This is a genomic window from Cryptosporangium aurantiacum, from assembly GCF_900143005.1.
Lineage (GTDB): Bacteria > Actinomycetota > Actinomycetes > Mycobacteriales > Cryptosporangiaceae > Cryptosporangium > Cryptosporangium aurantiacum.
In genome coordinates this window covers 505,224-517,742 of sequence record NZ_FRCS01000002.1, presented here as the reverse complement: position 1 = coordinate 517,742, position 12,519 = coordinate 505,224, and the positions used below count along the sequence as shown (strand labels likewise).

8 protein-coding genes are annotated in these 12,519 nt (G+C 66.6%); 7 read left to right on the top strand and 1 reads right to left on the bottom strand.

Going from position 1 to position 12,519, the window contains the following annotated elements; genetic code table 11:
• Positions 1–57 precede the first annotated feature (57 nt).
• From BUB75_RS09220 to BUB75_RS09205, 4 genes are all read left to right on the top strand, one after another.
• Entirely contained in the window at positions 58–1,704 is a 1,647-nt protein-coding gene (locus BUB75_RS09220) for a PucR family transcriptional regulator (RefSeq protein WP_218617395.1), read from the top strand.
• A 246-nt stretch (positions 1,705–1,950) separates the two neighbouring features.
• Entirely contained in the window at positions 1,951–2,154 is a 204-nt protein-coding gene (locus BUB75_RS46145) for a hypothetical protein (protein ID WP_073254280.1), read from the top strand.
• A 30-nt stretch (positions 2,155–2,184) separates the two neighbouring features.
• Positions 2,185–3,402 carry an FxsB family cyclophane-forming radical SAM/SPASM peptide maturase gene (locus BUB75_RS09210; RefSeq protein ID WP_084740568.1) on the top strand — a complete coding sequence of 406 codons (1,218 nt, stop codon included), beginning with the start codon at positions 2,185–2,187 and terminating at the stop codon, positions 3,400–3,402.
• Positions 3,403–3,404: 2 nt separating this feature from the next.
• Positions 3,405–5,255: an HEXXH motif domain-containing protein gene (locus tag BUB75_RS09205; RefSeq protein ID WP_073254277.1), complete on the top strand. Its 1,851-nt coding sequence runs from the start codon at positions 3,405–3,407 to the stop codon at positions 5,253–5,255.
• On the opposite strand, the gene fxsT is transcribed toward BUB75_RS09205, so the two are convergent.
• Positions 5,183–7,747 (bottom strand): FxSxx-COOH system tetratricopeptide repeat protein, encoded by a 2,565-nt coding sequence (fxsT, locus tag BUB75_RS09200; RefSeq protein WP_073254273.1) that lies wholly within the window; start codon positions 7,745–7,747, stop codon positions 5,183–5,185. The genes BUB75_RS09205 and fxsT overlap by 73 nt on opposite strands.
• Positions 7,748–8,212: 465 nt before the next feature.
• Here fxsT and BUB75_RS09195 point away from each other — a divergent pair, with 465 nt between their 5' ends.
• From BUB75_RS09195 to BUB75_RS09185, 3 genes are read left to right on the top strand one after another with little or no spacing between them, the layout of a single operon-like run.
• A complete protein-coding gene (locus BUB75_RS09195) occupies positions 8,213–8,929 on the top strand; it encodes an SIR2 family NAD-dependent protein deacylase (RefSeq protein ID WP_143175093.1) in 717 nt (238 codons plus the stop codon).
• On the top strand, positions 8,926–10,713 hold the full coding sequence (locus BUB75_RS48445) for an nSTAND1 domain-containing NTPase (RefSeq protein WP_342761125.1): 1,788 nt from the start codon (positions 8,926–8,928) through the stop codon (positions 10,711–10,713). The genes BUB75_RS09195 and BUB75_RS48445 overlap by 4 nt, the downstream gene beginning before the upstream one ends.
• Positions 10,710–12,512, top strand: coding sequence for an nSTAND1 domain-containing NTPase (locus tag BUB75_RS09185; RefSeq protein ID WP_073254264.1), 1,803 nt, complete (start codon positions 10,710–10,712; stop codon positions 12,510–12,512). Before BUB75_RS48445 ends, BUB75_RS09185 begins: the two co-directional genes overlap by 4 nt.
• Positions 12,513–12,519 lie beyond the last annotated feature (7 nt).

Here is a 12,519-nt window from a genome sequence, read left to right as displayed (position 1 = left end):
GACCGTAAGTCCGCGTCTACGGTGGTCGGCATGGGAAGAATTGCCAAGGATGGCCGGGTGCCTTCGGCCAACTTGACGGCGTCCCCGGTGGGGTTGCCGGTTCGTGACGTCCTCGAGGCGAACTCGTTGACGGGCGCGCGGGTGCTCGCCGGCGAGGCCGGTCTCGACCGGGTCGTGCAGCGGCTCAACGTCATGGAGGTGCCCGACATCCTGCCCTGGGTGAAGCCGCACGAGTTGCTGCTCACCACCGGCTACCCGCTGCGGAACAACCCCTCCGAGCTCGTCGACCTGGTTCGCGAGCTGGACGAACGTGGCCTGGCCGCGCTCGCGGTCAAGTTGCACCGCTACCTGGACGAGCTGCCGGCCGAGGTCCTGGCCGAAGCCGACCGGCGGGGCTTCCCGATCATCGAGGTCGCCGAGGCAGTGGGCTTCGACGACATCCTCAACGAGGTGCTCAGCGCGCTGCTGCACCGGCAGGCCGCGGTGCTGGCCCGGTCGGACGAGGTGCACCGGGCGCTGGTCAGCGTCGTGCTGGAGGGCGGCGGGCTGAACGACCTGGCGGCCGAGCTGACCCGGATACTGGGCGGCCCGGTGATCGTCACGACGCCGGACGGCCGCGTGTCCGCTCGGGCCGGTGACCAGGACGGTTTGGAGAACACCGGCTGTTTCGACTCCACCGGCCGGTTCCGGGTGGACGACGAGCCGACCGGCGTCCGGCCGCACGAGGGTGGTTTCCACACGACGGTGCCGGTGGTCGCCGGGCGGATCGACCACGGGCGGATCGTGGCGTTCTCCGACGCTCCGCTGGACGCCGCGGACGTGTACTCGCTGGAGCGCGCCGCCACCGTGGCCGCGCTCGCGGTGACCAAACAGCTGGCGATCGATGCGGTCGAGGGCAAGTACCGGGCGGACTTCCTCCGCGACCTGCTCACCGGCCGGATCGAGGACGTGCCGACCGCGGCGGCGCACGCCCGGTCGCTCGGCTGGGACGTGGAACGGCCGCTGGTCGTGGTGGTCGCGGAGCTGGACCCGGTGACGGTGCCGACCGGGTCGGTGCCGGAGCTGCGTCCGGTGCAGGAGCGGTTCGCCACCGCGTGGCAGTCGGTCGTGCGGTGGCGCGATTCGAAAGCGCCGGTCGTCAACTTCAACCAGGAGGTCGTGGTCCTGCTCGGTCTCCCGTCCGCGGGTTCGAATGCGGACGCCGTCGAGCGAGCCGTCAACGAGCTGGTGCGGCAGGTGGTCGGCGACGGGGGCGGAGGGCGGCGCTCGTTCTCGCTGGGCATCTCGCGTCCGGCCCTGACTCCGCACGAGTTGCCGCGGGCGTACGAGCAGGCGCGGAAGGCGGTCCGGATCGGGCGTCGGCTGCACGGCGACGGTGCCAGGGCGAGCTTCGACCGCCTGGGTGTGCACCGGTTGTTGTCGCTGATCCCGGACACGGCGGAGCTGCGTGGTTTTGTCGAGGAGGTTCTCGGCGAGCTGGCGGCGGACACGCCGGAGAACGCCGACCTGCGCCGGACGCTGGCGGTGCTGCTCGAGACCAACTGCACGGTGGCCGAGGCGGCGCGGCGGTTGCACTTCCACTACAACACGCTGCGATACCGGATCACCAAGCTGGAGAAGCTCGTCGGACCGTTCACCGACGACGCCGCGCTCCGCTTGGACTTGGCCCTCGCGCTGCGCGTCTTGGAAATTCGTGGGCTTTGAGCTGGTTGACAACCCGGCATGCGCGCTAGAAGCACTCTGGGTATGGGCGAGTATTCAATTTAGCTCTGAAATGCAACGCAGATCCCCGGCGCGTTCGGGTGTCGGAAGTCAACCGGTGGTGTGTATGATCACTCCGCGGACCGGGCCGTTTTTCTCGTGCGCGAGAGAGTGCGCGCGAGTCGTCTTTTTGCTGATGAGCTTCGTTGGGACCGAACGCGCGACGGTACCCGCGCGGAAGGTGGGACAGTGTCAGAGGGGGCGGCGGCCGCTGTCGATGTTCTCGACGGCGAGCTGATCGATCTGCAGGGCCTGGATTTGGACCAGGTCAGGGCTCTGGTCGACCATGCTGCACTCCCGCTGGACTCCGTCCTCGGCCGATCGATTCAGCGCATCTGGGAGGAAGCCCAGACTGTCGGCGACACGGCGGCTGGCTTCACCTCGAGCTTGTAGCGGCAGGAACCGCACGCGGACGGCCTCCGGATGACGTCGCAGGACTCGACCAGAAGCGGTGCCGAGGTGGCGGTCGTCCCACTCCCGGGATCTGTCAAAGCAGACTCATTTGAGCTGCCATTCCGGCAGTTCATTCTCAAGGTACATGCGCGCTGTAACCTGTCTTGCACTTATTGTTACGTTTACCACATGGCTGATCAAACCTGGCGAGATCGGCCATTCCGTATGTCGTCGGAAACGGTGCAGCAGACTGCCTGCCGAATAAGCGAGCACGTTGACCAGTACGAGCTCCAGTTTGTTCGGGTTGTCCTGCATGGTGGCGAGCCCTTGCTGGCTGGCGCCGATTTCCTGGCTGAACTGGCGGCGACAATTCGGGCAGCAGTGAATCCCAAGTGCAATATTGACTTTTCGCTGCAAACGAACGGCATCCTGCTTACACCGGCGAATCTCGACGTGATCCTTCGGCACAACATCGGGGTCGGCGTTTCGCTCGACGGGATTCCTGCGGATCATGACCGACGGCGGATCTATCTCGACGGCCGGGGAAGTTACCAGGAGGTCGCGAAAGGACTCCGCGTCCTCGCTTCTCCACCGTACCGTCGCCTCTATCGCGGGATCTTGACCACCATCGACCTGGATGCCGATCCGGTGGAGACCTACCGGCATCTCGTGGATTTCGCGCCGCCTCTGGTTGACCTCCTGCTGCCGCACGGCAACTGGAGTTGCCCACCTCCCCGCCGCACGCCGGACGAGGCCACCCCCTATGCGGACTGGCTGGTCGCGGTGTTCGACCAGTGGTATCACGCGGCGAGTCCGCGGCCGCGCATACGCATCTTCGAGGAGATCATCCATCTGCTGTTGGGTGGTGCGAGTCGGGCGGAGTCGGTCGGCTTGACCCCGTCCACGCTGATCGTCGTGGAGACCGATGGGTCCCTCGAACAGGTGGACGCGCTGAAGTCCGCGTACGACGGAGCTGCGGCAACAGGGCTGCATGTCTCCCGCAACCCGTTCGGTGACGCGCTCCGCCATCCGGCTATTGCGAGTAGGCAGCTTGGAGTGGCCGGTTTGTCGAAAGAGTGCCAAAAATGCCCGATCGTACGCATCTGTGGGGGTGGATATTATCCGCATCGGTATCGCAGCGGCTCCGGCTTTAACAATCCATCTGTATATTGTCCGGATTTGAAAACCCTGATAGCCCACATCTCGCGCCAAATGACCGCAGACCTGGCGCCACTCCTGAGTAGGTAGTGATGCACGCCGTAAGCGTCTCCCCCGAGGACCTTCACCACCTGGGCGCGGGTATAGCCCGGATCGACGGCGCATTGGCCGTCGGTCAATTGAGCCGCCGTCTGCTCGCTATCCACGCACTGCTCGGGGAAGTGGAGAGGCGCGCTCCGCGGCTCTTCTCGGAGGCAGGCACCGAGCATGCCCGCTCCGTGCTCACCGCGGTTCAGCGCCGAGCGCCGAAAGTGGCGGAGGCGTTGATCCGTCAGCCGCAGACCGGCGGCTGGCTCCTCCATTGCCTGCGCGCTGTGCCGGAGAAGGACGACGCGGACGCGTCGTCGTTCTCCGACGACATCGGATACTTCGGTGCGATTGCCGCCGCAGCGGCGTTTCAGGCGGGTGAGGCCTTCGACGTGCGTGTCAGATCCCGAGCCGATGGCACGGTCATGCTGCCGACGCTCGGTCTACTGCTGACCGACGCCCCGTCGGCATGGGGCAGCGCGTCGTGGGCTCCCGGAGACCATGCCCTCGCCGTACGGGTCGCCGGAAGCGCGCTGCAGGTTCCGGTGAACACACCAGGGTCGGGATTCGAGCAGTGGTGGCCGCTGCGTCGGCTGCGTAGCCAGGCCGGCGGGCGGGTGATCGAACTGGAGCTCGACGACATCGACCCGTTCCGGGACCGGCAGGGCCTCGGCGCTATCGGACGACTCACTGACGAGCAGGTGACACGCTGGCAGGCTGCTCTCGACGCTGGCTGGGAGCTGCTCGTCCGCCATCACGGCGAGCGTGCCGCGGCGGTCAGCATCGGCGTGACGAGCCTGACACCGATCGCGGGGGCGGACAACGCAGCAGAACTTAGTGCGACGCCCCGAGAGAGCATCGGCGCGATAGCGCTTACCGAACCTGCCACCGGACGGAGCCTGGCCGAAGCCCTGGTGCACGAACATCAGCACTCCGTGCTGTGGGCGCTGCTCGACCTGATTCCTGTGGTGGACGAGGACGCCAGCCAGCGCTTCTACGCCCCGTGGAGGTCGGATCCCCGGCCGGCTCGTGGCCTGCTACACGGGATCTACGCATACCTCGGTTTGATCGATCTGTGGCAGGAGCAGCGCACAACCGACACCGGGCCGCTGGGCCAACTGGCCCAGTTTGAGTTCGCGCTGTGGCGCCGTTGCGTGGACGGAGCTGTCGCCGACCTGTTGACTTCGGAGCGGCTGTCTCGGGCAGGGACGGTTTTCCTGGAAGGCATCCGCTCCCGCCTCGGGACGCTGCTCGCTGAGCGAGTGCCGGGGCCGTTTCAGGAGTGGGCTGACCGCGCGGCGGAGGACCTTCGCATCCTGTGGCGGGTACGCAACCTTCGCGCGAATCCGTCCGCGATCGCGGATCTCTGCGCTGACTGGCGGGAGGGTCGACAGGCGGGCCGAGCCGTTCCGGTGGAGATCGTGCCCGTTACGCAACGCTTTGCCCAGTCGCCTCGCGTTCGACTTACTCGGATCCGACTCGGGGACCCCGAACGCTTCGCGGCCCTGCGCGGCGACGTGGCGTCGATTCCAGGTGTCACTCCCGCGGACGTGCTGCTCGTGTTGGACGAGCCCGAAGCGGCATTGCAAGCGTATCGGGGGGCCGACCTTCGCATGCCCGAGGCCTGGGCGGGTCTGAGCGTCGCGGTGCTCGCCTCAGCGCATCCGGCAGGCATCGGGCTGCAGACCGCCCCCGAGATCGTCCATGCCGTACACGAGTGCGTCGAGCGGTGCTCGGGCAGCGCACCCGATCCCGTGACGCTGGCGGCATGGATCGGTGGGAGTCAGATCGGGGTGGGATCGAAATCGACCGCGATCCGCTCCGTTCCGGTCTCCGCGGCGAGCGTTTCCGGATGATCGCTCCCCAGCGTGCGCCGGTAGATCTCGAGCGTCGCCGTCAGTAGCTCGTCCGCCTCCCCGATTCGGTCAAGGACGCGGAGATCCACGGCCAGGTTAGTTGCTGCGGCCAGGGTGTGCGGATGCTCGTCGCCGAGCAGGTCCCGGAACTTCGGTAGCACCTCGGCGTCTAGTTGGTAGGCGCGGTCTATGTCGGCACTCGCAGAACAAGTGGTGGCCAGCGCGTTGGCCGCGGTCAGCGTGTAATGGTGCTGGTCGCCGAGCAACCTGGTGAGGGCCGCCTGGGCTTCCTCGAGGAGACCGCGAGCATTGTCGACCAGTCCAGGTTGGGATGACTGGACGCCAAGATAACGGCGCACGATTGCCAGGTTCACCGCGCAGGCGTGCGTGTAGGGGTGGTCTCCCAAGACCGCACGGTAGCGCTCGACTGTCTCCTCGATCAGCTCCTCGGCTTCCTGGTACTGCTCCGCCGACCGTAGCGCGTTGCCCAACGTGACAGCCGCCGCCAACGTGTCCGGATGGCGAGGCCCGGAACTGCGACTGCGCTGGTAGTCCGCGTAGACCGTGCGTGCGAGCTGCAGGGCGGCGTGGACCTCGCCGACTGTCCGGAGGGCGATCGAGTAGTTGCGGGTTTGTAGCAGAACCCAAGCGTGGTCGGGGTACAAGATGCGTTGGCGAACCAGGTCCTCGAATGCGTTGTTCGCGACTCGGGCACGTTCCAGCGCTTCGGAGTGGTGTCCGGCCTGCCGGTAGTCCCGCGCGATCGAGTTGAGGGTGAATGCGACGATCGGAACGTCGTCACGGCCGTAGAAGTCGCGGCGCTCCTCGTACGTCTGCTCGTCTAGCCTCAAAGCTTCCTTGTAACGACCGTTCAGCGCGAAGTCGACCGCAAGGTTGTTGGCTGCGTTGAATGTGGCGGTGTGATCCCGGCCGAAAACCTGCCGGTGTCGGTCCAGCGAGTCCTGATCCAGGATGAGCGCCTGGGCGAACTCGCCGCGCGCCCGGAGATCCGCACCTCGGCCATTAAGGTCTTGCAGCGTCTCCTCGTGATTTTCGCCCAGAACGGTCGCCTCGTGTTCGACGTTCAATTTGCGAATCTCGTACGCCTCCGGGTACTGGCCCAGTGCCCAAAGCACGTCAGCCTTCTGGTTGCGGAGCCGGAGCACGTCGGCATCGTCCTCGCCGGAGTCGGTTTCCCACTGCTTGAGCGCGAAATCGATCTCGCGCATGCAGTTCGTGTAGTCACCGACGTTGTACAAGTATCGCGCCAGGTGGCGGATTAGACGGCGGACGTCGGGGTGGGTGCAGCGCGCCGCGTCGGACGGTCCGACGTGCACGATCAGCTCGGCATAGCTGGACCAGGTGTTCGGCTCGTCCGGGTCCAGCGGGTCCACCGATGCCAAGAGAAGGTGGACGTCGTGCTGCATTTCGTTCGCCTCGTCCGGCGTCAATTCGTCCCGGACCAGGCGCTGGATCAGTCGGTGCACCTGGATGGTGCCGCGGCTGTTGTCCATCCGAGCCAACGCATACCGCCCCAGCTCCCGCATGCCGCGGCTGACCGTGAGCGGGTCGCGGAGGGCCTCACCGAACGGCGATGTGAGTACGTATCGGCCGCGGGTGAGCAGGTCGCGCGGGATCGGCTCCGGTCCGAAGTAGGCGCACCGGCGCAGCAGGTCCATCGCGAGCGGCATGTGCTTCCGGACCTGGGCCATCGACAGGCTCCAGGCAGCGGCGACCGGTACCGGGTAATCCGTCGGCTTGTTCTCTCCGAGGAGACGGCTACCGGCGTCGTGCAGCAAGTCGAGATAATCGCCGACCGACATCCCGGACTCGACCTGAAGGGCGGCAGCTTGTTCGAGCGCGATCGGGAGGTCGCCGAGTTCGTCGGCGAGTTGGGTAGCCGCTGTCTCATCGATATCCGGAACACGCTTGCGGAGGAAGTCAAGACTTTCCGCTCGACTGAATACATCCACCTCGATAGTTTCGGTGACGCCTTTCCACCGGTGGTTTCGCGATGTCACGAGTACATGGCCGGGTCCGTTGGGAATTAGGTCGCGGATTGCTTCCGGCTGATCAGCGTTATCGAAGATCAACAGCCAACGCTTGTAAGGTTCCCCGCGGCGCAGCGCATCGAGCACCGCAGCCAGGGCGTCCTCAACCCGCCCGGGAGCGACTGATAGTCCGAGGCGTGGCGCGAGTGCAGCCAAGGAGGACCGGAGGAGGACAGACTGGTCGGCTGAGACCCACCATACGATGTCGTAGGACGAGCTGAAGCGGTACGCGTATTCGATGGCCAGTTGTGTTTTCCCGACGCCACCGAGTCCTTGGAGCGCTTGTTGCAGAACGGCCGTCACGTCCTGATCGCCGCTCATCTGATCCCGAAGTCGTTCCAACAGTGTCTCTCGCCCGGTGAAGTTTCGGTTGCGCTGCGGGACGTTGCCCCAGATGGCCGGCACGCCCCCGCCGGTACCCCGCTCGGCGATCGTCGTCATGGGCCCTCCCGGATCGGCGGGTGACTTAGGTGCACTCTAACTGCCGACTAGTGCGTGTTCCGGTACTGAAAGGGTTTTGGTGTTGGAGTGGCATATTCGGCCCCGGCGTTATTGCTGCGAACTTTGTCGGGATAGGAGTTACGGCGGGGGATGAGCGTTCACTGCTTCGCCGTCCGGTACTACCGATCATCACTTACCCTCAGGGCTGACCGGTCGGCTGTCGGACCGTGTCGACCAGGCCGTGGCTGGGTTCGACGCGAGGCGGCATCTGGATCGGATTGGGGGGCGTAGGTGGACGATGCTGACTGGCAGAGGTTGATTGATCAGTTGTCCCGGGGGGACTGCACTCCGTTCATCGGCGCAGGGGCCTGTAGCGGCACTCTGCCGACCGCCCGTGAGCTCAGCCGGGAAATCGCACTACGGTACGACTATCCGTTCCTCGAGGACCGTGAGGACCTGGCTCGCGTGAGTCAGTACGCGGTGAGCGTCACCGGCGATGCCGTGTACTTCAAGGACTGGGTCTGCCGGCGGTTACGCAGCTGCTCGCCGCCGCGCGGTGGCGACCCGGCGGAGCCTCACTCGGCTCTGGCGGGGTTCCCGTTACCGATCTACCTCACCACCAACTACGACGACTACATGGCGTCTGCGCTCGCCGCGGTCAACCGGAAGGCGGTGACCGGTTTGTGCCCGTGGGCGGCCACCGGCAGGTCGCGTGACGACGTCAGCCTGCCCCGCGATGCTGAATTCACGGTGCCTCAACCGCTCGTCTATCACCTGCACGGCAGCTTCCACAGTGCACGGACGCTGGTCGTCACCGAGGACGACTACCTCGAATTCATGCTCAACCTGGCACGCGACCAGCGCAGCCAGTACCGGCGACTGCTCCCCGGCCCTCTCTACCCGGCGATTACGCATCGGCCGCTGTTGTTCGTCGGCTACAGCCTGCACGATTGGACGTTCCGGGCGCTGTTCCACGGCTTGTTCAAGGCGACCGCGCGCGTGCAATGGCGGCGGCACGTGAGCATTCAGTTGTTACCGCCGTTGTCGGATCGCCGGAGGGAGACCGCGCAGCACGCGAAGACCTATCTGGAGCGGTATCTCGCGCACTGGAACATCAGCGTCTACTGGGGGACAGCAGAGTCGTTCTTCGCGGAGTTGACCAGACGCGGCGGTACCTCGTGACTACGTACCCGACGGACCCATACGTCGGACTCCGCGCGTACACCGAGTTCGACCGGGACCGATTTCACGGACGTTCCCGCGAAATCGGGGAGGTGGTGGATCTGTGGCTCGGTTCACAACTCCTGGTGCTCTTCGGGAGTTCCGGGGTGGGCAAGAGTTCGTTACTGAATGCTGGAGTTCTGCCCGCGCTGTCAGTGGACTATGCGGACACTGCGGCGGTATTGCCGGTAGGACGGATCGCGCCGGGCCCGCCCAGCGCGACAAACCTTTCCAACCCGTACCTGGAAACGCTCCTGTCCACCTGGTTTCCGGACGTCGAATGGGTTGGCCAGCCACTGGACGTCGTCCTGAACCAGTATGTGCAGCAGTTCGATGTCGGAAAAGCGGAACGCAGGCCATTGCTCTGCGCTATCGATCAGTTCGAGGATCTGTTCACCGGTGGTAGTCGTTCCCGGCATCACCGGGAGGACTTCATCGAGCTACTCGCCGAGGCGTTGGAGGAGGTGGCCGGGGTGCATCTGCTGGTGTCGATCGGAACCGAACAGATCGGCGATCTGATGGCGGTCGAGGACGTGCTCGATGCTCTGCCGCACCGGCGGTACCGACTGCTCTCGCTGACGCCCGAGGACGCGATCGAGGCAGCGACCCGCCCGCTCGTCGGCACCGGGATCGAATTCGCTCCGGATGCCCTCACCGTCCTGGTGGAACGGGCGAAGGTCGCGACTTCCACCGTGCTGCGCGGCGAGATCGAGAACCGCGAGGAACCGGTAGACCCGATGCTCTTGCAGGTCTGCTGCGCGGCGGCCTGGGCGCGACGCCACGCGGACGTGATCCGGGTGACCGATCTGTTGCCCGAGGTCGACGGGCACCACGTGCTCCGGGCCTACTGCGCGGAGATCGTTGCTGCTGCGGCTGACGCGGGCGATGTCCCGGAGGGGTGGGTGTGGGAGATCCTGTCTCGCACCTTCATCACGGAGATCGGGACACGACGACCGGTCCCGGTCGACGAACTCCCGGACAGCGACGTTCCGACGGCGGTTGTCGAGGTGCTGCTCCGTCGCTCCCTGATCACCTCGGTCGCGGAAGATGGGCAGCGCTGGTACGAGATCACCCACGACCGCTTGGTGGAGCCGATCCGGCTGGGTGGCCGACCGTGGCTCAGACCCTCTCGGTTACCGGCCGAGCTGCTCTGGGAAGCCGAACAGGCACTGAAGGCCGGCGATCTGCCGACGGCGGAGCGGCGTGCCGCCGAGGCTGTCGACACCAGCGGTGACGACTCGCTCGTCCGTGCCGAGGGCGCGTTTCTGCGTGGCGTCGTCGCGTTCCGCATCGGACATCATCTGGAAGCCGAGACGCACCTCGTGCTCGCCGTGCAGCAGTTCTCGGCCCTCGGCGATCCGATGTCGATCGGTCGAGTGCAAGCTGAACTCGGCCGGCTCTACCTGGCGACCGATCGGGTGACGCAGGCGATCGAGGAACTGCAGGCGGCTTCGCAGGCGAATCCCGGCGACGCGGCGATCACGATCAACCTCGCTCGTGCGCTCCGATCCGCTGGTGAGCGGAGGGCATCGGCAGCGGTTCTGAGCGCCTATCTGAGCGCGTACCGGGGGGAAGCGAGCGCGTTGGTGGAGCGCGGTTTGATCCTCGTCGAGCTGCACGAATACCGCTCGGCCCTGGCCGACTTCGCGGACGCCATCAGGTTCGACCCTGCGGCGGCGGCGAGGGCCGACGTCGCGGATGCCCTGGGCGTCGCCCGACGCCGGGCGGAGGGTGAGTCGTTATGACGGATTACCTGAACCGAGGTATCTCGACGCCGTCGGTCGATCTCGGTCCCTACCTGGGCAGTCGCCCGTTCAACACGGACGACCACGACCGGTTCTTCGGCCGGGCCGAAGAGGCAGAGGCACTCCGGCGCCGATGGATCGGGAACCGGCTCGTCGTGCTCCACGGAGCCTCCGGAATCGGAAAGACGTCCCTGTTACGGGCCGGAGTGATCCCGCTGTTCGGCGTCGGGCGTCCACACCGACCCGCGGTGGTTCTCCCGGTCGGCCGTATTTCGCTCGGGTCCGGTCGTCTGCCGAACGGCAACCCGTATCAGCGTGCGCTGCTGTCGTCCTGGTCACCGAACACGCCGTCGGAACAGCTCGCCGGCCGGACGATCGTCGGATTCCTTCGGCGGCGACGCGAGGAGGCCGGTGCCGGACTGCCGCTCTTGGCTCCGGTGGACCAGTTCGAGGAGCTGTTCGTCGACGTTCCCGATCGCGGACAATGCCATGCAGAGTTTCTCGGCGAGCTGGCCGAGGCGGTCGCGTCGGTATCGGACGTCCACCTGCTGCTGGCGGTGCGCGAGGAAGCGCTCGATGACCTCGAGCCGTATCTACCGGCGCTCGGCGGCGGCCCGGATAGCCACTTCCCGCTGGAGCCGTTGGACAGCGAAGCGGCACTGGAAGCCGTCACGAAACCGGTGGAGCGAACGACCCGGTCGTACGCCGCGGGCGTGGCCGAACAGCTCGTGGCCGAGTTGCGGAGCGGCGGTCGCGACGCGATCGAGCCGCTGCACCTCCAGCTGGCCTGCACCGCGCTCTGGCGCGCGCTGCCGGAGTCGGCTCGGACTATCACCCTCGGAGTCCGCAATGCCCACGGCGACGTGGGGGTGTCGCTCGGGGACTTCTGTGTAAGCGCGGTTGAGGAGGTCAGCGCGGAGAGCGGAATCCCGGAGTCCGAACTGTGGCAGTGGCTCGCGCAGGCGTTCGTCACCGACCTCGGTACCCGGGGGACGGTCTATGAGGGAACACCCGAGACCGCCGGTGTGCCGGTGGCGGTCGCCCGCGAGTTCGAGCGCCGACACATCCTGGTCGTGGACTACCGGGCCGGATCACGCTGGTACTGGCTGTCCCATGACCGGCTGGTGGCGCCGATCCTGGCAATGGCGGGCCTCACCCCGAGCCAGGGACTCGGAGCCGCGCAGCGTCAACTCCGGGCAGCTGAGGGTGCGTTGGCCGCCGGGGATCCCGAGCTCGCCGCCCATCGTGCGGTCGAGGCGATTCGGCTCAGTGCTGATGGGGACGTCCGGCTGCGCGCTGACGCGACCTCGCTGCTGGCGGATATCGCCGTGCGGCAGGGCCGGACGGGCGAGGCCGAGCGACGGTACGGCGAGGCGGCGGGGCTGTTCGCGACAATGGAGGACCTCACGGCCGTCGGCCGTCTGCTCGCCGCCACCGGGAGCTTGCACCTGCGGTGCGGCAGGTTCGTCGACGCGATCGCCGATCTACAGGTGGCGGCGCGTGTATCGCCGGGAAGTCCCGAGCTCAAGGTCGATTTGGCCGATGCGCTCTGCGGGGCCGGGCAACCGCAGGCGGCACACGGCGTCCTCACCGATGTGCTGACGGTCGAGCCCGGCGCGGTGGACGCACTGCTGGGGCGAGCCCGCACGCTTCTTCTGCTCGGCCAACCGGACGCCGCACTCGACGACCTCGACAGCGCGGTACGGATCTCGCCGGACCTGGCTCGCCGCACGGACGTTCTCGACATGCGGGACCAGGCGCTGGCGACAGTGACCGCGATCGGCGAACCAGCCGCGTGACCCGTGA